Annotated in this window: 22 protein-coding genes; 10 read left to right on the forward strand and 12 right to left on the reverse strand. The window is 63.1% G+C overall.

Annotated features, from left to right (window positions below):
* Window positions 1-22 precede the first annotated feature (22 nt).
* From EB235_RS03055 to EB235_RS03075, 5 genes are all read left to right on the forward strand, one after another.
* A complete protein-coding gene (locus EB235_RS03055) occupies window positions 23-1,027 on the forward strand; it encodes an ABC transporter ATP-binding protein (protein ID WP_027032420.1) in 1,005 nt (334 codons plus the stop codon).
* On the forward strand, window positions 1,021-1,794 hold the full coding sequence (locus tag EB235_RS03060; RefSeq protein WP_027032419.1) for an L-iditol 2-dehydrogenase: 774 nt from the start codon (window positions 1,021-1,023) through the stop codon (window positions 1,792-1,794). Before EB235_RS03055 ends, EB235_RS03060 begins: the two co-directional genes overlap by 7 nt.
* Window positions 1,795-1,958: 164 nt before the next feature.
* Window positions 1,959-3,437 carry a mannitol dehydrogenase family protein gene (locus tag EB235_RS03065; protein ID WP_027032418.1) on the forward strand — a complete coding sequence of 493 codons (1,479 nt, stop codon included), beginning with the start codon at window positions 1,959-1,961 and terminating at the stop codon, window positions 3,435-3,437.
* 15 nt (window positions 3,438-3,452) lie between these two features.
* Window positions 3,453-4,136: an HAD family hydrolase gene (locus EB235_RS03070; RefSeq protein WP_027032417.1), complete on the forward strand. Its 684-nt coding sequence runs from the start codon at window positions 3,453-3,455 to the stop codon at window positions 4,134-4,136.
* The gene (locus EB235_RS03075; protein ID WP_027032416.1) at window positions 4,133-5,719 is read left to right on the forward strand and encodes an FGGY-family carbohydrate kinase; all 1,587 of its coding nucleotides are present in this window, start codon (window positions 4,133-4,135) and stop codon (window positions 5,717-5,719) included. Before EB235_RS03070 ends, EB235_RS03075 begins: the two co-directional genes overlap by 4 nt.
* Before the next feature lie 14 nt (window positions 5,720-5,733).
* Here the strand turns inward: EB235_RS03075 and EB235_RS03080 are convergent, their stop codons facing one another.
* From EB235_RS03080 to EB235_RS03105, 6 genes are all read right to left on the reverse strand, one after another.
* On the reverse strand, window positions 5,734-6,822 hold the full coding sequence (locus tag EB235_RS03080; protein WP_027032415.1) for an ABC transporter ATP-binding protein: 1,089 nt from the start codon (window positions 6,820-6,822) through the stop codon (window positions 5,734-5,736).
* A gap of 2 nt (window positions 6,823-6,824) precedes the next feature.
* Entirely contained in the window at window positions 6,825-7,871 is a 1,047-nt protein-coding gene (locus EB235_RS03085; RefSeq protein ID WP_027032414.1) for an NAD(P)-dependent alcohol dehydrogenase, read from the reverse strand.
* Between the two features lie 15 nt (window positions 7,872-7,886).
* A complete protein-coding gene (locus tag EB235_RS03090) occupies window positions 7,887-8,699 on the reverse strand; it encodes a carbohydrate ABC transporter permease (protein ID WP_027032413.1) in 813 nt (270 codons plus the stop codon).
* An 11-nt stretch (window positions 8,700-8,710) separates the two neighbouring features.
* Window positions 8,711-9,577 (reverse strand): carbohydrate ABC transporter permease, encoded by an 867-nt coding sequence (locus EB235_RS03095; RefSeq protein WP_027032412.1) that lies wholly within the window; start codon window positions 9,575-9,577, stop codon window positions 8,711-8,713.
* Between the two features lie 110 nt (window positions 9,578-9,687).
* Window positions 9,688-10,959 (reverse strand): ABC transporter substrate-binding protein, encoded by a 1,272-nt coding sequence (locus tag EB235_RS03100; RefSeq protein ID WP_027032411.1) that lies wholly within the window; start codon window positions 10,957-10,959, stop codon window positions 9,688-9,690.
* Window positions 10,960-11,199: 240 nt separating this feature from the next.
* Complete coding sequence (locus tag EB235_RS03105) at window positions 11,200-12,117, reverse strand: AraC family transcriptional regulator (protein WP_032925775.1); 918 nt, start codon at window positions 12,115-12,117, stop codon at window positions 11,200-11,202.
* Window positions 12,118-12,369: 252 nt separating this feature from the next.
* Between EB235_RS03105 and EB235_RS03110 the strand changes: the two genes are divergently transcribed.
* Window positions 12,370-13,773, forward strand: a complete 1,404-nt coding sequence (locus EB235_RS03110; RefSeq protein ID WP_027032409.1) for an MATE family efflux transporter — start codon at window positions 12,370-12,372, stop codon at window positions 13,771-13,773.
* Window positions 13,774-13,794: 21 nt separating this feature from the next.
* Here the strand turns inward: EB235_RS03110 and EB235_RS03115 are convergent, their stop codons facing one another.
* The 6 genes from EB235_RS03115 to speB all read right to left on the reverse strand — a co-directional run bounded on the left by EB235_RS03115 (window position 13,795) and on the right by speB (window position 18,503).
* Window positions 13,795-14,145, reverse strand: coding sequence for a c-type cytochrome (locus EB235_RS03115; protein ID WP_208603641.1), 351 nt, complete (start codon window positions 14,143-14,145; stop codon window positions 13,795-13,797).
* Window positions 14,146-14,296: 151 nt separating this feature from the next.
* On the reverse strand, window positions 14,297-15,160 hold the full coding sequence (locus EB235_RS03120; protein WP_027032407.1) for a dienelactone hydrolase family protein: 864 nt from the start codon (window positions 15,158-15,160) through the stop codon (window positions 14,297-14,299).
* 83 nt (window positions 15,161-15,243) lie between these two features.
* Window positions 15,244-15,891 (reverse strand): amino acid ABC transporter permease, encoded by a 648-nt coding sequence (locus EB235_RS03125; protein WP_027032406.1) that lies wholly within the window; start codon window positions 15,889-15,891, stop codon window positions 15,244-15,246.
* Window positions 15,888-16,544 carry an amino acid ABC transporter permease gene (locus EB235_RS03130; RefSeq protein WP_027032405.1) on the reverse strand — a complete coding sequence of 219 codons (657 nt, stop codon included), beginning with the start codon at window positions 16,542-16,544 and terminating at the stop codon, window positions 15,888-15,890. The genes EB235_RS03125 and EB235_RS03130 overlap by 4 nt, the downstream gene beginning before the upstream one ends.
* 6 nt (window positions 16,545-16,550) lie before the next feature.
* A complete protein-coding gene (locus EB235_RS03135) occupies window positions 16,551-17,360 on the reverse strand; it encodes a transporter substrate-binding domain-containing protein (RefSeq protein WP_027032404.1) in 810 nt (269 codons plus the stop codon).
* A gap of 81 nt (window positions 17,361-17,441) precedes the next feature.
* Window positions 17,442-18,503, reverse strand: a complete 1,062-nt coding sequence (gene speB / locus EB235_RS03140; protein WP_027032403.1) for an agmatinase — start codon at window positions 18,501-18,503, stop codon at window positions 17,442-17,444.
* A gap of 199 nt (window positions 18,504-18,702) precedes the next feature.
* On the opposite strand from speB, the gene gcvA reads away from it, so the two are divergent.
* The 4 genes from gcvA to EB235_RS03160 all read left to right on the forward strand — a co-directional run bounded on the left by gcvA (window position 18,703) and on the right by EB235_RS03160 (window position 24,186).
* Window positions 18,703-19,677 carry a transcriptional regulator GcvA gene (gene gcvA, locus EB235_RS03145; protein WP_027032402.1) on the forward strand — a complete coding sequence of 325 codons (975 nt, stop codon included), beginning with the start codon at window positions 18,703-18,705 and terminating at the stop codon, window positions 19,675-19,677.
* Between the two features lie 116 nt (window positions 19,678-19,793).
* A complete protein-coding gene (gene pncB, locus EB235_RS03150) occupies window positions 19,794-21,098 on the forward strand; it encodes a nicotinate phosphoribosyltransferase (protein WP_027032401.1) in 1,305 nt (434 codons plus the stop codon).
* Between the two features lie 189 nt (window positions 21,099-21,287).
* Window positions 21,288-22,727, forward strand: coding sequence for a hypothetical protein (locus EB235_RS03155; protein ID WP_027032400.1), 1,440 nt, complete (start codon window positions 21,288-21,290; stop codon window positions 22,725-22,727).
* A 154-nt stretch (window positions 22,728-22,881) separates the two neighbouring features.
* On the forward strand, window positions 22,882-24,186 hold the full coding sequence (locus EB235_RS03160; RefSeq protein ID WP_027032399.1) for an ABC transporter substrate-binding protein: 1,305 nt from the start codon (window positions 22,882-22,884) through the stop codon (window positions 24,184-24,186).
* Window positions 24,187-24,230 lie beyond the last annotated feature (44 nt).

Genomic DNA, 24,230 nt, shown 5'->3' on the forward strand with positions numbered 1-24,230 from the left:
ATAACCCCTCGGGGAGGAAACCATGGGAAACATCACGCTCAAGAACGTCTCCAAGTCCTTCGGATCGACGTCCATCATCCCCGGCCTCGATCTGGTGATCGAGAATGGCGAGTTCGTCGTCTTCGTCGGCCCGTCGGGTTGCGGCAAGTCCACGCTGCTGCGGCTGATCGCCGGGCTGGAGGACACCAGCGGCGGCACCATCAACATCGACGGGCGTGACGTCACCGGCGAAGCACCGGCCAAGCGCAAGCTCGCCATGGTGTTCCAGTCCTATGCGCTCTATCCGCACATGACGGTGGCCAAGAACATCGGCTTCCCGCTGAAGATGGCCGGCGAAGACAAGGCGACCATCGACAAGAAAGTGGGAGACGCGGCACGCGTGCTCAACCTCACCAATTATCTCGAACGCCGGCCCGGCCAGCTTTCCGGCGGCCAGCGCCAGCGCGTCGCCATCGGCCGCGCCATCGTGCGCCAGCCGACCGCCTTCCTGTTCGACGAACCGCTGTCCAACCTCGACGCCGCACTGCGCGGCACCATGCGGCTGGAAATCAGCGAGCTGCACCACCAGCTCAAGACGACCATGATCTACGTCACCCACGACCAGGTCGAAGCCATGACCATGGCCGACAAGATCGTCGTGCTCAATGCCGGCAACATCGAGCAGGTCGGCTCGCCGATGGAACTCTACAAGACGCCGAAGAACCTATTCGTCGCCGGCTTCATCGGCTCGCCGAAAATGAACCTCATCGAAGGCGCCCCCGCCGCCAAATACAATGCCAAAACCATCGGCATTCGTCCCGAGCATATGGAAATCTCGACCACGGCAGGCGAATGGAAAGCCATCGTCGGCGTTGCCGAACATCTTGGCTCCGACACCTTCTTGCACGTTCAAGCTGATGGCGTCGGTCCGCTGACGGTGCGCGCCGACGGCGAACTCGCAGTTCACCACGGCGACACCATTTATCTGACGCCCGACAAGGCCAAAATGCACCGCTTCGGACCTGACGGAAAGGCGCTGGCATCGTGAGACTGGCCGGCAAATCGGCGTTGATCACGGGCTCCGCCCGTGGCATCGGCCGGGCCTTCGCCGAAGCCTATGTCGGCGAAGGCGCTAAGGTGGCGATTGCCGACATCAACCTCGAGGCCGCGCAAAAGACGGCTGGAGAGATCGGCGGCAACGCCTATGCCGTCAAACTCGATGTCACGGACCAAGCATCCATCGACACGGCGGTAAAGTCGGTGGAAGCCAAGACTGGCGGCCTCGACATATTGATCAACAACGCGGCTTTGTTCGACCTAGCGCCGATCGTCGAGATCTCTCGGGCGAGCTACGAAAAACTGTTCTCCGTCAATGTCGCCGGCACGCTGTTCATGCTGCAGGCGGCCGCCCGCTCGATGATCGCGCGGGGCAAGGGCGGCAGGATCATCAACGTAGCAAGCCAGGCCGGACGGCGTGGTGAGCCGCTGGTGGCTGTGTACTGCGCCACAAAGGCCGCGGTAATTTCGCTGACCCAGTCGGCGGGGCTCGACCTGATCAAGCACCGCATCAACGTCAACGGTATCGCACCCGGTGTCGTCGACAGCGATATGTGGGACGAGGTCGATTCGCTGTTCGCCAAGTACGAGAACCGGCCAAAGGGCGAGAAGAAGAGACTCGTTGGCGAGGGCGTGCCTTACGGCCGAATGGGCAAACCGGAGGACCTCGCCGGCATGGCTGTCTTCCTGGCCAGCGCTGACGCCGAATACATCGTCGCCCAGACCTACAATGTCGATGGCGGCCAGTGGATGAGTTGAGGGGGGACGGCCTCTGTTCCTCGTTCCTCCGCGAGGCGCAGAGGCCGACACATCAAAGTGAAAGGCCGCATCGACCCCGGTCGGCGTGGCATCCCTGACCTTCTTCCCGTGAACCCGGGAGAAGGGAGTAACGCAGGCCGAAATCAGGCCAAAGGGTAAAACAGATGACCGTGAAACTCTCGTCTTCCAATCTCTCGAAGCTGCCCGCCAATGTCGCCGGTCCAAAATACGACCGCTCGAAGCTCAAGGCCGGCATCGTGCATTTCGGTGTCGGCAATTTCCATCGCTCGCATCAGGCCGTCTATCTCGACGATCTGTTCAATTCGGGTGTCGGCCATGACTGGGCACTGGTCGGTGCCGGCGTCTTCGAAGGCGAGAAAATCGGCCGCGGCAAGCTCGAAGAGCAGGACTGGCTGACCACGGTCGTCGAGCAGGATGACGGCCATATGAGCGCCCGCGTCACCGGCGCGATGATCGACTTCCTGATGCCGGGCGATGCGGCTGGTATCATCGAGCGGCTGGCCGATCCGGCGATCAGGATCGTGTCGCTGACCATCACCGAAGGGGGTTATTTCATCGATCCGGCCTCTGGCGTGTTCAACCCGACCCATCCCGATATCGTCGCCGACGCACGACCGGGCGCCACGCCGAAGACGGTGTTCGGCATCATCCTGGCCGGGCTGGTGCGCCGGCGCGACGAGGGCACCGTGCCGTTCACCGTCATGTCCTGCGACAACATCCCCCACAATGGCCATGTCACGTCGGACGGGGTCATCGGGCTGGCCCGCCTGATCGACGAGGATCTGGCCAACTGGGTCAGCGACAATGTCGCCTTTCCCAACGGCATGGTCGATCGAATCACGCCGGCCACCACCGACCGCGAACGTGGCATCCTGGCCAAGGATTTTGGTGTCGAGGACGCCTGGCCGGTGTTCTGCGAGCCGTTCCGGCAATGGGTGCTGGAAGACCGTTTCACCGACGGTCGCCCGCCGCTGGAAAAGGTCGGCGTCCAGTTCGTCAAGGACGTCGCGCCCTACGAGTTGATGAAGATCCGCATCCTCAATGGCGGCCACGCCACCATCGCCTATCCGGCCGGGCTGATGGACATCCATTTCGTCCATGAGGCGATGCAGGAGCCGCTGGTGCGCGGCTTTCTCGACAAGCTCGAGCACGACGAGATCATTCCGACCGTGCCGCCGGTGCCGGACACGGTGCTGGAGGATTATTACCAGCTCATCGAGAAGCGCTTCTCCAATCCCAAGATCGGCGACACTATCCGCCGGCTCTGTCTCGACGGCTCCAACCGCCAGCCGAAATTCATCATCCCGACCATCGCCGACCGTCTGAAGGCGGGAAAAGGCGTCGCCGGGCTGGCGCTGGAATCCGCGCTCTGGTGCCGCTACTGCTTCGGCACATCAGACAGCGGCGCCGTCATCGAACCCAACGACCCGAGCTGGGACCGGCTGCAGGCCACTGCAAAGGCGGCAAAGGACACGCCCGCCGCCTGGCTGGCGATGGAAGACATCTATGGCGATGTCGGCCGCGCCACGGCCTTCGTCGAGGCCTTCGGCCATGCGCTCAACGTGCTGTGGGCCAATGGCGCCCGCGCCACGCTGACGCGCTACATCGCCGGCAAGCTCTGAGAGCCATCCGACGCCATGACGCCTGAACTGGTCATCTTCGACTGCGATGGCGTGCTGGTCGACAGCGAGGCGCTCTCCGTCTCGGCGCTGCTCGGCATGATCGAGCTTGCCGGCGGCAGCGTCAGCGAGGACGCCGCCTACGAGCATTTCCTCGGCAAGAGCATGAAGAGCGTGCGCGAGATCCTCGGCCGCGATTTCGGCCTGGAGATCACCGATCAGCACCTGACCGCGATGCGCGTCGACCTCATGCGAAAGTTCCGTGAGGAGCTGAAGCCGATCCCCGGCGTCAAGGAGATGTTGCCTGGGCTTGGCCTGCCGTTCTGCGTCGCCTCCTCCGGCACGCTGGAACGCATCCGTTATGCGCTCGACGTCACCGGCCTGCTCCGGCTGATGGAGCCGCATCTGTTCAGCGCCGCCATGGTCGCCAAGGGAAAGCCGGCGCCCGACCTCTTCCTGCATGCCGCCGCCAGCATGCGGGTCCATCCCAGCAAATGCCTCGTCATCGAGGACAGTCCGGCCGGCGTCGCGGCCGCGCGCGCGGCCGGTATGCGCGTCTTTGCCTTCACCGGCGGCGCACATGCCGGCAACCCCGCCTTGAAAGCGCGGCTTGCGTCGAACGAACCTGACTTTATATTCGCTGACATGCTGCAATTGCCCGATCTGATTGCAGGCCTGGGAGCGAGAGTTAGAGCATCTTGACGAAACAGTTTGTTTGCGCGGTCGATGTCGGCACCGGGAGCGCTCGCGCGGGCATTCTCGACACAAGTGGCACGTTGCTTGGCCGCGCCGAACGGCCGATCGCCATGAACCAGCCGAAGCCGGACCACGCCGAGCATGATTCGCGCGATATCTGGTCGGCGGTCTGCATCGCAGTACGTGCCGCCCGCGAAAAAGCCGGCGTTGCGGCCCAAGATATTGTCGGCATCTCGTTTGATGCCACCTGTTCGCTGGTGGTGCGCAACCGGCGAGGCGAACAACTCAGCGTTTCGACCACTGGCGACAAGCGCTGGGACACCATCGTCTGGCTCGACCACCGCGCCATTGCAGAGGCCGACGAATGCACGGCGAGCAGCCACGAGGTGCTCAATTATATCGGCGGCGTCATGTCACCGGAAATGGCGACGCCGAAGCTGATGTGGCTCAAGCGCAATCTGCGCAAGACGTGGAATGAAGCCGGCTACCTATTCGACCTGACTGACTTCCTGACCTGGCAGGCGACGGGCTCGCTGGCCCGTTCACAATGCACGCTAACCGCCAAATGGACCTATCTGGCGCATGAGGAAAGCGCCTGGCAGCGCGATTTCTTCGAAATGGTCGGCCTCGACGATCTCTTTGAGCACGGCAACCTGCCTGAAAGGGCAAGCCCGGTTGGCGCCGATATCGGCCAGTTGACACCGCTGGCGGCGGCGGAGCTTGGCCTGAGCGAAAAATGCCGGGTCGGCGCAGGCGTCATCGATGCCTATGCCGGCGCACTTGGCGTGCTTGGCGGCTTTGCAGGCGACGAACAGGATATCGGCCGGCACCTGGCGCTGATCGCCGGCACGTCGAGCTGTGTCATGGCGATGTCGCCCGACCCGCAGCCTTTCGCCGGCGTCTGGGGACCCTACTACGGCGCGGCGCTGCCGAAGCTGTGGCTGTCGGAAGGCGGCCAGTCGGCCACCGGGGCGCTTCTCGACCACATCATCCGCTGGCACGGTGCCGGCGGCGAGCCGGATGCGGCCATGCATGCCAAGATCGCCGGGCGTGTCGCCGAACTGCGCGCCATCGAGGGCGAGAGCCTCGCCGCACGCTTGCATGTGCTGCCGGATTTCCACGGCAACCGGTCGCCGCTCGCCGATCCGCATGCCGTCGGCGTGGTCAGCGGGCTGACGCTGGATTCCTCCTTCGACAGCCTGTGCAAGCTCTATTGGCGCACAGCCGTCGGCATCGCGCTCGGTGTGCGTCATGTGCTGGAGGCGCTGAACGAGAATGGTTACCTGATCGACACGCTGCACGTCACCGGCGGCCACACCAAGAACCCGCTGCTGATGGAGCTCTATGCCGACGCCACCGGCTGCACGGTGGTCGAGCCCTTGGCCGACGAAGCGGTGCTGCTCGGCACCGGCATGGTGGCCGCTACCGCCGCAGGGCTCTTCCCCGACCTCAACGCCGCCTGCCTTGCCATGCAGCAAGGCGGCAAGACGCGCGCCGCCAATCCGGCCGCCGGCTCCCGCTTTGACCGCGATTACCGGATTTTCCTGGAGATGCACCGGCAACGGCAAGCGCTTGACGCGATCCGGTAGAGCGAGAACGCGCCTTACCTTGTCAACAAGGACAGGCCGGACTTGGCATCGAACAGATGCATGTTCGATTCGTCAAAGGTGTAGCGGACATCGCTGCGGATGACGGGGCAGGCTCGGCTGGGAACGAGCGCGCTGATCTCCTTGCCGCCAAGAGCGAACGTCACCAGCGCATAGTTACCGTGGAATTCGATGAGATCGGCCGTGCCTGCCAGCAGATTTTCGGAGCCGCCAGGGGTCGCTGTCCTGAGGTCCGGAGGCCTGATCCCAAGCACCGCGCGTTCACCGTCTTGAAGCTTGAAGCGCGAACCATCGATGGTAAAGGCGGTTCCGGGATTGGTCAGCGTCCAGCCATTCGCGACTCGGCTGACCGTGACATCGATGAAGTTCATGTTCGGGGTTCCAATGAACCCGGCGACGAACAGATTGGCCGGCCGCTCGTAGATTTCGGCCGGCGAGCCGATCTGCTCGATCCTGCCGTCGCGCAGCAGGACGATGCGGTCAGCGAGCGTCATCGCCTCGAGCTGGTCATGGGTGACATAGACGGTGGTGGTGTTCAGCGACTGGTGCAGCCGGGCGATCTCGATGCGCATGTGGTTGCGCAGCTTGGCATCGAGATTGGACAGCGGCTCGTCGAACAGGAAGACTTTCGGTGTCTTGATCATGGCCCGCGCGATTGCGACGCGCTGCTGCTGGCCGCCGGACAGCTCAGTGGGCTTGCGGCCGAGATAGGGATCGAGACCCAGCGTCTTCGAGACCGCCTCGACACGCTGCTGGATCTCGGCCTTCGGCACCTTCTGCCGCTTCAGCCCAAAGGCGATGTTGTCGAAGATCGTCATGTGCGGATAGAGCGCGTAGTTCTGGAACACCATGGCGATGCCGCGGTCGCCCGGGTCGAGATCATTGACCACCTTGCCGCCGATCGAGACCTCGCCGCCGCTGATGTCCTCCAGCCCCGCCAGCATGCGCAGCAAGGTCGACTTGCCGCAGCCGGAGGGTCCGAGGAAGACGACGAATTCGTGCTCTTCTATGGAGAGGTTGAGGTCGCGGATTACCGTGGTGGCGCCATAGGCCTTATCGACATGGGAGCAAATGATCGCGGACATGCTCAGCCCTTCTCGCCGGTCAGCAGGATCTGCAGCTTGACGTCCTCCGGCTTGCCTTCGGCGGCCCGTTCGAATGCCTTGATGCTGTCGGAGAAATCATAGGTGCCGGTGATCAGCGGCTTGAGGTCGACCTTGCCGGAAGCGATCAGCTGCAAGGCGCGGTCGAAAATGTTGGCGTAGCGGAACACCGTCTCGATGCGCACTTCCTTCGAGATTGCCGCCGGCACGTTGAGGACCACCGGCTCGACCGGCAAACCGACCAGCACCACCGCGCCGCCCGGCCGCACGACATCGAACAGGTTGGCGAAGGCCTTCGGGCTGCCGCTGGCCTCGAAGACGATGTCGGCCCCCCAATTGTCGGTCGCGGCGGCTACGGCATCGACCAGCGATTGCTCGCCGATATTGACCGGAACGATACCGGCATACTGCGCGGCGATCTTCAGCTTGGGCGCGGAGAAATCGGAGATCAGCACTTTCGAGCAGCCGCCGGCAAGTGCGGCAAGCGCGATCATGATGCCGATCGGACCGCAGCCGACGACGACGGCGACATCGCCCGGAACGATCCGGGCACGGCTTGCGGCCTGCATGCCGATGGCAAAGGGCTCGACCATCGCGCCTTCGGCAAAGGAGACATTGTGCGGCAATTTGTAGGTGAAGGCAGCCGGGTGCACGGCGTAGGGCGCGAGCACGCCATGCACCGGCGGCGTTGCCCAGAAGGTAACGTCAGGGTCGACATTGTAGATGCCGAGCTTGGTCGCGCGCGACGACAGGTTCGGCACGCCCGGCTCCATGCAGACGCGGTCGCCGACCTTGAACGTCTCGACATTGGCGCCGATCTCGACCACCGTTCCAGCGGCTTCATGGCCGAGCACCATCGGCGCGCGCACGACATAGCTGCCGATGGCGCCATGGGTGTAATAGTGCACGTCGCTGCCGCAGACGCCGACCGTGTGGATGGCGATCTTGACGTCGTCTGGCCCGACATCGAGCGGCAACGCGATCTCGCGCAGCGACAGTTCGCCTTTTTTCTCAAGCACCAAAGCCCGCATCGGGTCGTCCTCACATCAAGTCTTGTTTTGCCGGAAAACGGAATTCAGGAAGCCGCTGAGCACACTGAGGAAAAGCAGCGGCGGCAGCGACAGCAGCACGACCGAAGCATTCAGGATGCCCCACGGCACGTTCATGCCTTGCTGGGAGAGTTCCGAGGCGACGATCGGCAAGGTCTTGGCATTGGAACTGGACAGCATCAGCGCGATCAGGAACTCGTTCCAGACCAGCACGAAGCTGAAGGCGACCGCCCCGATCAGCGAGCGTGCCGCCACCGGAAGCGCGATCCGCCAGAACACCGAATAGGCGCCGTAGCCATCCACGAAGGCAGCTTCCTCGACCTCCTTCGGCACGGCCTGGAAGGCGGGAATGGCCAGCCACATGATCACCGAGATGGTCAGCAGCGAATAGGTGACGATCAACGCCGCCAGCGTGTCGTAGAGGCCAAGCTGCAGCCAGATCACCATCAGCGGAATGGCGACCGCCACCGGCGGCAGGAAGCGGAGCGACAGCACGAAGAACTGGATGTCGCCGGCCCAGCGGTTGGGATAGCGTGCCACCGAGTAGGCGGCAGGCAGGCCAAGCACGACGCCGATCAGCACAGCGACGCCGCAGGCGATGACCGAGTTGTAAAGGCCGGTCATGACGCTGTCGCGGCCGACGATATAGCTGATGTTGGCCAGTGTCGGCGTGAACACCAGGCGCGGCACGCGGGTGATGATGTCGACATTGTTCTTCAGCGAATTGAGCGCGGTCCAGGCGAGCGGAAACACGGCCATGAAGCCGGCAAATGCCAGGACGGTCTTGCCGATGAGGAGGCCCAGTCTCATGGGATACAGCCTCATGCCTGCACCCGCTTCCACAGCATGGTGAAGGTGATGACGGTGGCGATCATCATCAGCACCGCCATGGCCGAGGCGTATGACACCTTGCCAGACTCGATAAAGCCTTGCGAAAAGGCGTACATGTCGAGCGTTTCGGTCGCCACGCCCGGTCCGCCGCGCGTCATCACATAGATCAGGTCGAAGGAGCGCAGCGATTCGATCATCTTGACGAACATCAGGCTGACCACCGGCGCCTTCAGCATCGGCAAGGTCACATAGGCGTGGATCTGCCAGCGTTTGGCATGGTCGAGCCGCGCCGCCTCGATCGGCTGCGGTGGCAGTGTTTCCAAGAGCTTCAGCACGATGACGGCGAAGAACAGACCCCATTGCCAGACATCAACCGACGCAACGGCGAACAGCGCCGTCGACGGCTTGGACAGCGGGTCGAAGATCAGCCCACCGGTGATCAGCCTGTAGGGATAGGTGGCGATGCCGTACAGCGGATGATAGGCAAACTTCCAGACGAAGGCCGCCGAAACACGCGGCAGCAGAACCGGGATGATGAACAGCAAGCAGTAGACGTTTCGCATGCGCGGCGAGGCGACCTCGAACATCAGCACGCCAAGGCCAATGGCCACGACCATCGTGGCGATGACCGTGACGAACTCCCACTTCACCGACACCCAGACAGCGTTGAGGAAGCGGCGATCGAAGAACAGGTCATAGAAATTCGAGAACCAGACATAGGAGTAGGCTGTTGAACTCAGCTCGCGGTTCTGCAGGGCGATGATGATCGCATACAGCGTCGGCACCATCGACAGCACCAGCAGGATGATGAGCGTCGGCACAATAAAGGTGACCGGCAAGGAAGAGCGTCGCGGCATCTGTCTGTCCCTGGCTGTGTCTCGGCAGCGGCGAAAAAGGGAGACCCGCGGCGCACAGGTCCCGGCATCAATCGAATGCCGTGGACCGCGCGCCGCAGGGGGAGGATGGCTTATTTCTTCACCAGTTGGTTGGCATAGGCATCAAGCTCGTTGAGGCTGCCTTTGATGTCGGTGCGCGTGCCGGCAATCAGCTCTTCGAGGATGATGCCCCAACGGTCGCCGAGATCCGGCCAGCGTGGGTCCTGCCAGAAGTTGACCGCCGTGACCTTGCCTGTCGCCGCCAGCGCCTGGCCAAGGTCGGCGCCGTAGATATCGGCGAATTCCTTGCTGGACAGGATGCTGGTGCGGTTCAGCTCACCGAACTGGTGGGCGTCGAGCCGGCGCTTCTCGTTTTCCTTCGACGTTGCCCAGGCAATGAACAAGCCGGCGCATTTCTTCGAGGCGTCGTCGGCATTGGCTTTCGCCGCGATGGCAAGGCCATGGCCGTAACCGCCGCCAGGCAGCGGCGATGGCGGCGGCAGGAAGCCGATCTTGCCGACCACCTGGGAGGTCTTCGGATCGACCGCCATGCCCGACAGCGGCGTCGATTCGACGAGGATCGCGACCTGGCCTGACAGGAAGGCGCCGGTCGATTCATCCCAGCTGCCGGTCTGCGTGCCGGGTGCCGAATCCTTGAACAGCTTCAGATAGGTCTCGGTCGCCTTGACGGCTGCGTCCGAATTGAAAGCCGGCTTGTCGCCGTCGAACCACTGGCCACCATAGGCCTTGAAGAAGGGCATCCAGCGCCAGACATTGGCGCCCGAACCGCGTGCGCCGCGCAGCGCGATGCCGTACATGCCCTTGTCGGGATTGGTGAGCTTCGGCACGTCGGCGATCAGTTCGTCCAGCGTCTTCGGTGGCTGGATGCCGGCGGCCTCGAGCACATCCTTGCGGTAGACCATCAGGTCGCCGCCGCCGGTCAGCGGCGCGAACCAGACCTTGCCGTCATAGGTCGCGACCTTCTGGCGGCCGGGGTCGAAGTCGGCATAGTCATAGTCAGCCGGGTAATAATCGGTCAGTGGCACGATCCATTTCGATGAGGCAAACAGGGCAACGTTGGCTTCATCGACATAGTAGACGTTGTAATTGCCGACGGTGGACGCATCGGCGCGCGATTTGGCCCGGCGGTCGTTCTCGTTGAGATAATCGATCTGGAAGCTGGCGCCGGAGAGCTTCTGGAACTCGGCCTTGGAGTCCTCCAGAAGCGTCAGGCCGTCGCGCGGTTGCGCCAGCACCTTGACCGGCGCGGAGCACACCGGCGCCTGCGCCAGTGCGATGGTGGATACGGTAGCGGAAAGCATGAAAGCTGCGCCCAAGCCCGCAGCGAGCCGAATTGGTTTCATTGATTTTTCTCCTCCAGGAACACTCGCGGGAAGCGGGAGTCCTCGGGTCTGCGATCCTCACCATCGCCCGAGTGACATGCCACCCATCGCCAAAATGCGGAGTTGCAACGGGCCGCGCTAGAAGCCCCGTTGCAGCCGACCTGTACTTTTATGCATTGTGCGGCGCAAAAACCGGCACCCATCAACCACCCATTTCACCTGAGTATTGATCGGGGCCAACATGGGGATTTCAGGGTGCGCTTATGCGCGCATTGTCATCCGTTGCCGCGACAGGCGGCGATAGGATGACGGCGTCATCCGATGCTTGCGCATGAAGGCCCGGTTGAAGTTCGAGATGTTCATGTAACCGACCTGGAAACAGATCTCGGTGATCGGAATATCCGTGTCCGCCAAGAGCTTGCAGGCCTGCCAGAGCCGGAGCTTGGCTAGGTGGTCGCTGAAGGAGTTGCCGGTGTTCTTCTGGAAGAAGCGCGAGAAGGTGCTTTCGCTCATTCCGGCGAGGTCGGCCACTTCCGGCAGCTTCAGGTCCTCGGCGAAATGCTGGAACAGATAGGTCAGCGTGCGCTGGATGATGTCGAGCGAGGCGGCATCGAGAAGCGGCGAGAAATCCGGCGATGACAGCAACTCGTACTCGTCGGTCCTGGCCAGGAGGTCGACCAGTTCGAGGAACAGGCAGAGGCGGGCGAGCCCATGCACCGCCCCCATCCGCTCCATCAGACCGGCGCCTTCCAGCGCCGTGCCGCCGTGAAAGACCATGCCGCGCAGGGACCGCTCCAGGAACGGCTCCAGTTCGCGCAGTTCCGGCAGCAGGCCCGCCGAGCCGCGCAGCCTCTGCGCATCGAACTGCAGGACGATGTCGCGGCCTTCGATCAGTTCGCCCGGCTGCACCGCCGTCACCCAATCATGCGGCAGCCCGCCGCCGACGATGGTCAGGTAGCCAGGCCCGAATTCGCCGATATGATCGCCGACCAGGACCACGCCGGAGGATTTCCTGAGCAGATGGATTTCGTACTCGGGATGGAAATTCCAGACATTGCGCTCCCACGGGTAGTCGTCGAGCCGCCACAGAAAGCTGTCGCTGGCTTCGGTGACGATATGTTCGAAGGCTGGTGCGGTGCGCGGGATCGCGGCCGTGTTTTTTCGCTGTCTGAACGCCATCCATTCCTCCCGGCGGGTTCGCTGGCTGCCGGTCTCCAAGGCAATCCGTAACAGTCCGTGCGCGGCAAGGGAACGACGCAGTGGCACCTCTGGAATGACACTGGCTCAATCGGTCTCCTCCCCTCCTCCCTTGCCTTCATGTCGCATTTCGTTCAATAGACGGCGCAAACGCCGCGAAACCGAAGGTTTTGCCGTTTGACATGCGGCTTCCGGCTCTTTGCCGACGTGCCGCAACCTTGAAAGAGCGGAACAATGTCTGCGATCGAAGCCGGCGCTCGTGCGCCGGAAAACCTTTGGCGTCAGGAAATCAGGGCGACGCTGGCGCTCGCCTGGCCGATGGTGCTGACCAATCTCGGCCAGACCGCGATGACGGCCACCGACGTCATGATGATGGGGCGGCTCGGGGCGGATACGCTGGCCAGCGGCGCGTTGGGCGCCAATCTCTATTTCATGCCGCTGATCTTCGGGCTTGGGCTGATGCTGGCCACCTCTCCGATGATCGCTACCGAGCTTGGCCGCCGCCGTCATTCGGTGCGCGACCTGCGCCGCACCGTGCGCCAGGGCCTGTGGCTGGCGATCCTGATCTCGATCCCGATCTGGCTCGTGCTCTGGCATGGCGAAGCGATCCTGTTGGCCATGGGCCAGGAGCCCGCGCTGGCGCACCAGGCCGGCATCTATCTGCGCTGGCTCGAATGGGCGGTGCTGCCTTTCTATGGCTATATCGTGCTGCGCTCGTTCATCTCGGCGCTGGAGCGGCCGGGCTGGGCGTTGATCATCGTTTTCGTCGCCGTTGCCTGCAACGTGCTCTTCAACTGGGTGTTCATGTTCGGCAATCTCGGTGTCCCGGCAATGGGCATTGCCGGCTCGGGTCTCGCCACCTCGCTGTCCAGCATGCTGATGTTCGTCGGCATGGCCGTTGTCGTGATGCGGGAGAAGAAGTTCCGGCGCTACCGCCTGTTCGGCCGCTTCTGGCGGTCCGACTGGCCGCGCTTCAAGGGCCTGCTGCGGCTCGGCCTGCCGATTGCCGGCATCCTTGCTTTCGAGGTTACGATCTTCAACGCAGCAGCCCTGCTGATGGGCCTGATCGACGCGGATTCGCTGGCCGCGCATGCGATCGCCATCCAGATCGCCTCGATCTCCTTCATGGTGCCGCTTGGCCTCAACCAGGCGGTGACAGTGCGCGTCGGTCTCGCACATGGCGCCGGCAATCCGGAAGGTGTGTCGCGCGCCGGCTGGACGGCCTTTGTCATCGGCGTCTCGTTCATGGCGCTGATGGGGCTGGTGATGATCCTGTGGCCGCATCCGCTGATCAGCGCCTTCATCGATATGACCAACCCGGCCAACACCAGGGTGATCGCGCTTGCCGTGTCGTTCCTGGCCTTTGCTGCGCTGTTCCAGGTGTTCGACGGTGCTCAAGCCGTTGCCGCCGGCATGCTGCGCGGCCTGCACGACACCAAGGTGCCGATGATCTATGCCGCGATCGGCTATTGGGGTGTCGGCCTGCCGCTCGGCGTGCTGCTCGCCTTCCATTTCGGCTTGCATGGCGTCGGCATCTGGATTGGCCTGTCGACAGGACTGGCCGTGGTGGCGGCGCTGCTTTTGACGCGCTGGCTGCGGCGGGATCGTTTGGCGCCGTCACTAGCGTTCGGGCATTGAAGCGGGAGACCCCTCGCACATTTATTCGTCCTGTCCGGACGGATGAGATCTGAGATAGGCGATGATATCCGCGCGGATTTGCGGATCGCCTATCGAGATCCCCATCCTGGTCCCAGGCAGGAATTGGCCCGGTCCGGACAGCCACCTGTCGAGCAGCTTTTCCGACCAGATGAATTGCCCCTGGCGCAAGGCCTGGCTGTATTGGAAGCCGGCAACGGATCCAACACGCCTGCCATAGACATCGCCAAGACGAGGACCGAAGCGGTTCTGCGAAATCGAGTGACAGCTGGTGCAACGGTCCTCGAAATACCCGCGCCCGCTGGCGGCATCTCCCTTGGGCGCGGTGGCCGATGCCGCCTGCGCAACGGTCAATGCTGGCTGAGCGATTGTTAGCAGCAAGGCTCCAAACGCGATACTGCGGGCCAAGAGAGAAGACGAAGCCATAATGCCGACCTTAAATGTGAGGGTTTATCATGTTATATAACGTGATAAACCCTCACATTCAGATCGTCAAGTGCTCCGTCTATCGCTTCAGCACAGCCAGAAAATCGGGCACGTCCTTGAGCGCCGCCGCGCGGGCAGCCGGATTTAGGCCTGCATGCGCAACACCGTCGTCATTCGCGGTGAAGGCCAGCCCATGGAGTTCGTGAAGCTTCTGCGCCTCATTGTCGAAGTCATGATAGGCGCGGGGATAGAGGATGAGCTTCACGCCGTCAGGATTGGCCGCGGCCAGCGTTTTGCACGGCTTGGCCGGTGTCCAGTCATCCGCTTCGCCCATCACGATCAGCAGCGGCATACGCGTCGCCCAATCGCCCTTGTCGGCGAGGGCGGTGCAACCCGGGTAGAACGCGACCGCCGCGCGAAAATCCGGCGAATCCGGCTTCGGCGTGTCCTTTGGCCGGACCGTGCAAAGCACGGTCGAACCACCATTCGACCAGCCGAGCAAGGCGATGGCGGCTGAATTCACATAGGGCAGCGTCTGCAGATAGCGGCGGGCGGCGTTGGCATCCTCAACCCGCTCACGATACGGTTCGACCTCGCGGTCGCCGTTCTTGCATTGCGGTCCAAGGTCGCGCGACCCGTAGCTGTCCGGAAAGATCACGACGTAACCGAGAGCCGCTAGGCGCTGGCCCCAATCGGCATGGCGCGGGCTGAGCTTTGTTCCGTTCTTGCTGCTCCACAGGCCGCTGCAGCCATGCATGGCCACAACAGCCGGAAACGGCCCCTGCCCTTGCGGCTTGAACAGCATTGCGTCCAGCGTCGCCGGTTCGTTCTTGCCGTCGGCCGGAATGGTGACGCGATCGGGTGTCTGGTCAGCGGCTAAAGCCGGCTGGGCCATCCAAAGGGCGAATAGGATTGCAAGAGCGACACGATATTTCGCCTGCATCGGCAAACCGCCCTCTTCGTCGAAAAGCCGTGACGCTCACAGTGACGCGCATGCCAGCCAACCACAAATCACGGTTGCGTGGCTTAGCGGGCAGCCGCTCGTTTCTCCAGCGAACGCGCATATTGCGTCAGCGGAAAGCACATGGCGAAGAAGATCAGCGCCACCAGCCCATAGACCTTGAACGGTTCGAAAGTGGCGTTGTTGATGGCGTTGGAGGTGCGCACCAGTTCCTCGAAACCGATGATCGAGGTCAGCGCCGTCGACTTGATGAGCTGCACCAGGAAGCCGACCGTCGGCGCGCGGGTGATCGAAAACGCCTGCGGCAGGATGATCAGCCTGAGCTCCTGGAGATAATGCAGGCCGAGGCTGGCGCCGGCGTCCCATTGGCCCAATGGCAAGGCATCGACGCCGGAGCGCCAGATTTCGGCGAGATAAGCGCTGGCGAAGAAGGTGAGGCCGAGCACGGCGGCCGTCCAGGGTTCGATACGCAGGCCGAGCATCGGCAGGCCGAAGAACATCAGGAACAGCTGCATCAAGAGCGGCGTTCCCTGGAACAGGGCGATGTAGCCGGAGGCAACGCGCCGGCTCCATTTATTCTTGGATATCCTGAAAAACAGCACCGCCATTCCGACCGCCGCGCCGCCGACGAAAGCAGCCAGCGACAGCAGCACCGTCCAGCGGGCGGCGAGCAGAAGGTTGCGAACGATGTCCCAAAGCGTGAACTCGATCATGACACGCCCGCTCCGAGCGCGCGGCGCCCGCCGGTGACCAGCAAGCGGCGCAGGGCCATCGACAAAGCGAGATAGACCAGCGTCACGACGAAATAGGTCTCGAAGGAGCGGAAGGTGCGCGCCTGCAGCATGTCGGCCTCATAGGTCAGTTCGCGCACCGCGATCTGCGACACGACGGCCGATTCCAGCATCATGATGACGATCTGGCTGGTGAGTGCCGGATAGATGATCTTGAGCGCCTGCGGCAGCACGATCTTGATGAACACCTGACGGGGCCTCAAGCCCAGCGCCAGGGCGGCTTCCGTCTGCCCGGGTGGTACCGCATCCAGCCCGGCGCCGACGATTTCGATCGTATAGGCCGCCATGTTGAGCGTCATCGCCAGCATGGCGGCCAGGATCGGATCAAGCCTGATGCCGAGGCTGGGCAGGCCGAAGAAGATGAAGAACAACTGCACCAGGAACGGGGTGTTGCGCATCACCTCGACATACCAGGCGATGGCCCGCTTGAGCAGCACGGGGCCGTTTCGCCGTCCCGCGGCGCCGAGGATGCTGAGCAGCGTGCCGGCCAGCGTGGTGACGGCGATCAGCAGGATCGTCGTCACCGCGCCATGCGCGATGTCGCCCACAGCACCCGGGAGCCAGGCAAAGGCCACGGAAACTCAATCCTTGAGGTTGTCGGGGTTGAGCGGCGTCTTCAGCCAGGCTTTCGAGCTTTCGTCCAGCTTGCCGTCGGCCAGCATCTTGGCGACGGCATCGTTGACCGCCTTCTTGAGAGCGTCCTCATTCTTGTTGAGGCCGATATGCGAGGGCGAGGTCAGGAGCTGGAACTTCTGCTCCGGCTTCAGCGCATCCTGCTTGGCCAGAACCTGGGCGCCGACATCGTTGCCGACAACCATCAGCTGGGTCTGGCCGGAGATGAAGGCCTGGATGACGGAATTGTAGTTGTCGAAGCGCTTGATGTCGGCCGAAGCGGGTGCCGCCTCGGTGAGCGAAGTGTCCTCGAGCGTGCCGCGATTGACGGCGATCGACTTGTCGGCAAGGTCTTCCTTGCCTTTGACCGTCATTGCAGCCGGCCCGATCACCGCGATGTAATAGGGCGCGTAGGCGGCGGCGAAGTCGATAACCTGTTCGCGCTCCTTCGAATAGCCGACGCTCATCAGGATATCGACGCGATGGTCGTTCAGGTACGGGATGCGGTTCTGGCCGGTGACGGCGACCGTGTTGAGCTTCACCTTGAGGGTGTCGGCGATGTACTGCGCGACATCCATGTCATAGCCCTTGAGGCTCATATCGGCGCTGGCCGAGGAGAAGGGCGGGAAGTCGGCGAAGACGCCGACATTGATGGTGCCGGCCTTGGTGATATCAGCCAGCGCGTCGGCATTGGCGGCCTGTACGGCGAAGCCGAGGCCGGCGGCGCCCAGCACCAGGGCGGCGGCGATGGATGATTTGAGTGTCGTGTGGATTGTCATTGTCATTCCCCTTCTGGAAGCTTTGATTGTTTGAGGCTACCGCCGGCTCCAGCACGGCGGCCGCCTTTCTCTTTTTGAATGTCAGGCACCCTTGCCCGTAATGGCAGGGCTGAACACCATCAGGCTCAGGATCTCGAACAGCACCTGCGCGGCGGCATGGGCAGTGTTGGTGGTGGCGTCATATTGCGGCGCCACCTCGACGACGTCGCCACCGACGATGTTGAGGCCTTTGAGGCCGCGCAGCAGTTCGAGCACTTCGCGCGTGGTCAGGCCGCCGACTTCCGGCGTGCCGGTGCCGGGGGCAAAGGCCGGGTCGACGCTGTCGATGTCGAAGGAGATGTAGGTGGGGCCATCGCCGACGATCTTGCGCGCCTTCTCGATGATGGCGGGCATGCCGAGACCGGTCACCTCCTCGGCATGGACCACGGTCATGCCGGACTCGTAAGTGAACTCCCACAGATATTCGGCCGAGCCACGGATGCCGATCTGGATGGTGCGCGTCGGGTCGAGCACGCCGTCCAGCACCGCGTTGCGGAACGGTCCGCCGTGGTGGAACTTGGTCATGTCGAACAGGCCGCTGGTGTCGCAATGGGCGTCGATGTGGATGAGGCCGACCGGCGCCTTCTTGCCGACAGCCTTCAGAATCGGATGGCTGATCGAATGGTCGCCGCCGACCGACAGTGGAATGACGCCGGCATCGACGATCTGGTTGGTGCGGCGCTCGATATCCTCATGGCTGATCTCCAGCCGGTAGCGGCTGCGGAATGGCGTGTCGCCGATGTCGGCGACCCGAAGCTCATGCGTCGGGGCGCATTCCAGCACGTGATTGTAGGGGCCGATGCGCTCGATGGCGCGCAGTGCCCTCGGCCCGAAGCGCGAGCCCGGCCGGTTGGTGACGCCGAGGTCCATCGGCACACCGATGATGGCCACCTGCAAATCGCCGAAATCGGGATTCTCAGCCGCGATTTCGCGGTAGGGTGCGGCGAGGAAGGTCGGGATGCCGGAATAAGGCGCCAGTCTTGTGCCGCTCTTGGAGAAGATCTTGTCAGCGACCTTGCGGAACTTCGGGTCGAACATCTCGCCGCCATGGCTCTCGCCATATTTGCGACGCAACGCGTCGAGCTTGCCGCGATCGTAACCCATGTCCGTTCCTCCTGATGATGCAGTACGACCTCGGGCGAACTAACCGTCATCCGGCCGGGTCGCTTGTCCCGCTGGCTGCCTGCAGATTTCACGTCTTGATGCTGTTCCGGGCTGAAGTGTCCGGCAGCCGCATTGAAAAATCAATTGATATTGTTAGGGTGTTCTCTGTGAGAAAATCTCACAGAGAAGTCCGGCACCCATGGCCAAGCGCCTGCCACCCCTGAATCCACTGCGCGCCTTCGAGGCACCGGCTCGCCATGGCTCGCTGACCAAGGCGGCCGGTGAACTGAATGTCACACATGGCGCCGTCAGCCACCAGATCAATGCGCTGGAGCAGTCGCTTGGCGTCAAGCTGTTCGAACGTGTCGGCCAGCGGGTCAAACTGACACCGCATGGCGCCGAGCTTTTGCCGGCGGTGTCGGCCGCCTTCGACGGCATCGCCGCCGCAACGCAGCGACTGACGCGGCCGGCAAGCAGCGGCGCGCTTTCGGTGTCCTGCGTGCCGGCGCTGCTGCTTTTGTGGATGACGCCGAGGCTGGGCAGCTTCACAGCGCAATATCCCGACATCCAGCTGACGCTCATCCCCTCCAACGATCCCAGGGATATCCGCGCACCGCATATCGATGTCTGCGTGCACTATGGCAACGGCAGCTGGGCCGATTGCTGGATGCGCAAATGGTCGGGCCTCGAACTGTTTCCCGTGGTGAGCCCGACACTCATCAACAACCGGCCGATCCGCAGCGTCAGGGACCTTGCGGACCATGTCTTCCTGCATGGCGATGACGGCCGCGAATGGCACACCTGGCTGGCGACCGCCGATGCACTGGATCTCGAGCGCGGCCGCCGCCATTATCTGGGTGACGCACGCATCGCGACCGAGGCCGCTGTGCACGGCCATGGCGTGGCGCTCGGCGATTCCGTGACGGCAAGCGCGCTGCTGGCCAGGGGCATGCTGGTCGCGCCATTCAGCCTGTCGGTGCCAGCAGTCGATGAATTCTACATCGTCTGCCGCAACGAAATGCGGACCACGCCGATCGTGCAAGTGTTCATCGACTGGCTGTTTGCCGAGAAAGCCGGGGATGACGGCCGCGCCGACGCTCCGGTCGCCGGCCGCATCATCAGCCGCCGTAAGCGTCCGCAACTCAAGGTCATCGGCGCCAAGACCGCTTCTTGACGCTGGACTCGAATGGTTCCTTTTTGTCGGGCCAGCCCGCAAAGCGGGAGGCGCTTTCAAAAATTCAATGCTAAGAGGCATTTGCGGGGAGCGAGCAGCGAAGGCGGCATCGAGACATGGCAAAGACCGATATTGCGCGGCGCGTCTACAACCACACCTGGAAGCTCGACCCGATCGTGCGCAGTCTGCTCGACACGGATTTCTACAAGCTTTTGATGCTGCAGATGATCTGGGGCATGTACCCCAAGGTCGAAACCACCTTCTCGCTGATCAACCGCACCACTTCAGTGCATCTGGCCGACGAGATCGACGAAGGCGAATTGCGCGAACAGCTCGACCATGCCCGTACCTTGCGCTTCTCCAAGAAGGAGATGATCTGGCTGGGCGGCAACAATTTCTATGGCCGCAAACAGATTTTCGAACCGGAATTCCTGGCTTGGCTGGAAGGCTTCCGGCTGCCCGACTACGAGCTGTCGAAGCGCGACGGCCAGTACGAGCTGACCTTCAGCGGGCCATGGATGTACACCACGCTGTGGGAAATCCCGGCGCTGGCCATTATCAATGAGCTCCGGTCTCGCGCGGCCATGCGGGCTTTCGGGCCGTTCGCGCTCGATGTGCTCTATGCCCGCGCCAAGGCCAAGATGTGGGCGAAGACCGAGCGGCTGAAGGCGCTGCCCGGCATCCGCATTTCCGACTTCGGCACCCGCAGGCGCCACTCCTTCCTGTGGCAGCGCTGGTGCGTCGAGTCGCTCAAGGAAGGCATCGGCGAGGCTTTTACCGGCACCTCCAACGTCCTGCTGGCGATGGACAATGACCTCGAAGCGCTCGGCACCAACGCGCATGAACTGCCGATGGTGTTCGCGGCACTGGCCAATTCGGAAAAAGAACTGAAACAGTCGCCCTACAAGGTGCTGCAGGACTGGCAGCGCTATTATGGCGGCAACCTTCTGATCGTGCTGCCCGACGCCTTCGGCACGGCGTCCTTCCTGCGCGACGCGCCGGACTGGGTCGCCGACTGGACCGGCTTCCGCCCCGACAGCGCGCCGCCGATCGAGGGTGGCGAAAAAATCATCGACTGGTGGCGCGAGAAGGGCAAGGACCCCAGGCAGAAGCTGCTGATCTTCTCCGACGGGCTCGAGGTCGAGACCATCGAGGAGACCTACCGCCACTTCAAGGGCAAGGTGCGCATGTCGTTCGGCTGGGGCACCAATCTGACCAATGATTTCGAAGGCTGCGCGCCGATCGAGACCAACAGCCTCGACGCCATATCGCTGGTCTGCAAGGTTACCGAGGCCAATGGCAGGCCGGCGGTGAAGCTTTCCGACAATCCGGCCAAGGCGACCGGCGATGAGAAAGAGATCGAGCGGTATATCAGGATTTTTGGGCAAAAGGACCGCGTGGAGCAATTGGTCAAGGTGTGAGGGTGGCGGGCATCGCCATACGAGACGGCAAAGTTGGATAGGCTGAGTTCCTTGGCGCCCCCCTCTGTCCTGCCGGACAAATCCCCCACTTGGGGGGAGATTGGCTGTCATCAGCCCCTTCGCCAATCTTCAACGCCGCAGGAGAGATGCCGATCGAGCAAGCAGCCAATCTCCCCCCTCGTGGGGGAGATGTCCGGCAGGACAGAGGGGGGCGTCGTAGGGCGCTGCCGCCTGTCGTTAGCCTTCTTGCTTGCTATCCTATGGTTCGCCTTACCCACCCCCGCCTTCGCCCACGCTTCCGATCGAGGCCACGTCCTCCTTCTCCCGACCGGCTATTATCTCATCGGCGGTGCGTTCGCCGTCGCCGTCAGCTTCCTTGTCCTGGCGCTCCTGCCGGCGGCTTCCCTCGATCTTTTCTGGCGCCGACGCCTACGGCTGTTCCGCTTCGGCGACAGCGCCCGCACTGCCATCAGCCTGATTTCATTTGCCGGCTTTGCAATCCTTGTCGCCGCCGGACTTTTCGGCAGCCGCGACCCGCTTTCCAACCCGTTGCCGCTGGTGATCTGGACGCTGCTGTGGGCCGGCCTCACACTGCTGCAAGGTGTCTTCGGCGACATCTGGTCGTGGCTCAACCCATGGTACGGGCCATTGCGTCTCGTCTCACGTCTGTTCGGCGCAGGCGACGAAGCAGCGCGGCGCCTGCCGCGATGGGTCGGCTGCTGGCCGGCCGTCATCCTGTTTTTCGCCTTCGCTTGGTTCGAGCTGATCGACCCGGCGCCCGACGATCCGGCACGGCTCGCCTTCGCCGCCGGCCTCTATTGGCTGTTCTCTTTCCTCGCCATGCTGGTGTTCGGCTATCTCCAGTGGAGCCGCGGCGGCGAGTTCCTGACGGTCTTCTTCTCGATGGTGGCGCGTTTCGCGCCAGTCGAACGCGACGAGAAAGGCCGGCTTGCGCTGTGCTGGCCGGGCGCCAAGCTGCTGGCGGCGGAACCGCTGCCGCCCAGCGGCATCGCCTTTCTCCTATTGGCCCTGTCCTCGGTGTCTTTTGACGGCCTGTCGAAAACCTTCTTCTGGCTCGGCCTGTTCGGCGTCAATCCGCTCGAATTCCCGGGCCGCACCGCCGTGATCGGCAGCGCCACGTTCGGGCTCGTTCTGACGTTCGTTCTGCTGGCGGCGGTGTTTCTTCTCACCGTCATCCTCGGCCAGCGCCTGGCCGGCAGCGATCAGCCGCTCGCCCGGGCAGCCGGCCTTCTGGTCTGGTCGATCGTGCCGATCGCGCTCGCTTACCATGTCGCGCACTATCTGACGGCGCTGCTGGTCGACGGCCAATATGCGCTTGCCTCCCTGTCCGACCCTTTCGCGCTGGGCTGGAACCTGTTCGGCACCGCCGACATGCAGGTCGAGGCCGGCATCGTCGCCGGCGCGGAGTCTGCCTGGTGGCTGTGGAACATCCAGGCCGGCGCCATCATCCTTGGTCACGTGCTCGCCGTTCTCGTCGCGCACGGCTTTGCCTGGCGCCTGCATCCACAGCCGGCCCGTGCCGCGCTCAGCCAGTTGCCACTCACGCTGCTGATGATTGCCTATACGGTGTTCGGCCTCTGGTTGCTTGCCACACCGACCGCCGGATGAGAAAAGGGCGGCCCCGATGTCGTTGCGGAAAGCTCGCTTGCCACATCAAGGCTTTGGTGATTTAGTTTGTACACATGCAATTTTTCGCCTCCTCTGAGCGAGGATGCCGAAGCCGCCTTATCGTTGGTCAAAACTGAAAAACAGGGGAACGAACATGGCTGACAAGAACGGATTTTTCGACCTCTCCAAGACTGCCCTCACCCGCCGCACGGCGCTGAAGGGTCTGGCCGCCGGTGCCGGGCTTGCCGTGGCCCCGGGCTTCGTCCGCTATTCCCAGGCGCAGAGTTCGGCGCCGATCAAGATCGGCTTCCAGTCGCACCGCACCGGCATCGGCGCTGCCTATGGCCGCTGGTACGAGAAGACCACGGCCGCAGCGGTCAAGGCGATCAACGCCGCCGGCGGCATCAATGGCCGTCAGGTCGAGGTGATCATCGAGGATGACGGCACCGATCCCGGCCGCGGCGCCGAGGTGGTCGGCAAGTTCGCCACCCAGCACAAGACCGACATTGTCTTCGGCACGCTGTTCTCGCATGTCGTCATCGGCTCGGCGCCTGCCGCCGGCGAAAACAAGATGCCCTATTTCGTCGTCAGCGAAGGCCACCACGTGGCCTCGACCAAGCTCAACCGCTACGTCTTCCAGCCCGGCATCACCGATGTGAAGAGCCAGATCCAGTCGATGGCGCCGTGGATCGCGGCCAATGCCGGCAAGAAGGTGACGCAGATCTTCCCCGATTTCGCCTTCGGCTACGACCACCGCGACTACCTGCCGCCGGCGCTGAAGGCGCAGGGCGCCGAGGTCATCGCGCAGATCGCCATCCCGCCGACGGAATCGTCCTTCACCAAATATTTCCCGCAGATCCCGCCCGAGACGGAGGTGATCTACCACGTCATGGTCGGCCCGGCCGTGCTCACCTTCGTCAAGGAACTCGGCGAATTCTACGGCTCCAACCGGCCGCAGCTGTTCGGTTTCATCGATTCGCTCGAAGCTACCGACATCAACAGCCCCGGGCTCGAATTTTTGGACGGCAGCCATTTCTGGGAAGGTTCGCCGCGCTACGCCCAGCCCGATGATTCCGCAGCCCAGAAAGCCTATCGCGCAGCCGTCGGCATCGACGACAATGGTGCCGCCGTCGGCGACCCCAAGGATGTCTCCACCGCCGCGCACATGTTCGGCTGCTGGGAAACGCTCTATGTCGTCAAGAAGGCGATGGAAGATGCCGGCTACAAGGGACCGGAAGATCGCGCCAAGCTGGTCGAGGCGACCGAGGCGCTGACCGCCTTCGCCGAAGGCCCGGAGCATCCGCAAGGCGCAAAAACCTTCAACGGCAAGATCCACCAGTGCTTCGGTATCCAGAACATCTCCAAGGTCGAAGGCGGCAAGCTCAAGGTCGTCCACAAGACCAAGATCGAGGACGGGCTTTACGAGGCCGAGGGGGATTACACGACGCAGGCGCTGTGAGGCCTCACCCTCCCCCTTGTGGGGAGGGTCGGCGAACAGGCTTC

The organism is Mesorhizobium loti R88b, assembly GCF_013170845.1.
In the GTDB taxonomy this organism is placed as follows: Bacteria; Pseudomonadota; Alphaproteobacteria; order Rhizobiales; family Rhizobiaceae; genus Mesorhizobium; species Mesorhizobium loti_B.

Excerpts from the sequence above, each read along its gene's own strand:
- EB235_RS03070 (WP_027032417.1), top strand. The coding sequence starts at position 3,453 with ATGACGCCTGAACTGGTCATCTTCGACTGCGATGGCGTGCTGGTCGAC.
- EB235_RS03110 (WP_027032409.1), top strand. The coding sequence starts at position 12,370 with ATGTCTGCGATCGAAGCCGGCGCTCGTGCGCCGGAAAACCTTTGGCGT.
- gcvA (WP_027032402.1), top strand. The coding sequence starts at position 18,703 with ATGGCCAAGCGCCTGCCACCCCTGAATCCACTGCGCGCCTTCGAGGCA.
- EB235_RS03135 (WP_027032404.1), bottom strand. The coding sequence starts at position 17,360 with ATGACAATCCACACGACACTCAAATCATCCATCGCCGCCGCCCTGGTG.
- EB235_RS03105 (WP_032925775.1), bottom strand. The coding sequence starts at position 12,117 with ATGGCGTTCAGACAGCGAAAAAACACGGCCGCGATCCCGCGCACCGCA.
- EB235_RS03120 (WP_027032407.1), bottom strand. The coding sequence starts at position 15,160 with ATGCAGGCGAAATATCGTGTCGCTCTTGCAATCCTATTCGCCCTTTGG.
- EB235_RS03160 (WP_027032399.1), top strand. The coding sequence starts at position 22,882 with ATGGCTGACAAGAACGGATTTTTCGACCTCTCCAAGACTGCCCTCACC.
- EB235_RS03125 (WP_027032406.1), bottom strand. The coding sequence starts at position 15,891 with ATGATCGAGTTCACGCTTTGGGACATCGTTCGCAACCTTCTGCTCGCC.
- EB235_RS03055 (WP_027032420.1), top strand. The coding sequence starts at position 23 with ATGGGAAACATCACGCTCAAGAACGTCTCCAAGTCCTTCGGATCGACG.
- EB235_RS03090 (WP_027032413.1), bottom strand. The coding sequence starts at position 8,699 with ATGAGACTGGGCCTCCTCATCGGCAAGACCGTCCTGGCATTTGCCGGC.
- EB235_RS03155 (WP_027032400.1), top strand. The coding sequence starts at position 21,288 with ATGTCCGGCAGGACAGAGGGGGGCGTCGTAGGGCGCTGCCGCCTGTCG.
- EB235_RS03100 (WP_027032411.1), bottom strand. The coding sequence starts at position 10,959 with ATGAAACCAATTCGGCTCGCTGCGGGCTTGGGCGCAGCTTTCATGCTT.
- EB235_RS03085 (WP_027032414.1), bottom strand. The coding sequence starts at position 7,871 with ATGCGGGCTTTGGTGCTTGAGAAAAAAGGCGAACTGTCGCTGCGCGAG.
- speB (WP_027032403.1), bottom strand. The coding sequence starts at position 18,503 with ATGGGTTACGATCGCGGCAAGCTCGACGCGTTGCGTCGCAAATATGGC.
- EB235_RS03095 (WP_027032412.1), bottom strand. The coding sequence starts at position 9,577 with ATGCCGCGACGCTCTTCCTTGCCGGTCACCTTTATTGTGCCGACGCTC.
- EB235_RS03065 (WP_027032418.1), top strand. The coding sequence starts at position 1,959 with ATGACCGTGAAACTCTCGTCTTCCAATCTCTCGAAGCTGCCCGCCAAT.
- pncB (WP_027032401.1), top strand. The coding sequence starts at position 19,794 with ATGGCAAAGACCGATATTGCGCGGCGCGTCTACAACCACACCTGGAAG.
- EB235_RS03080 (WP_027032415.1), bottom strand. The coding sequence starts at position 6,822 with ATGTCCGCGATCATTTGCTCCCATGTCGATAAGGCCTATGGCGCCACC.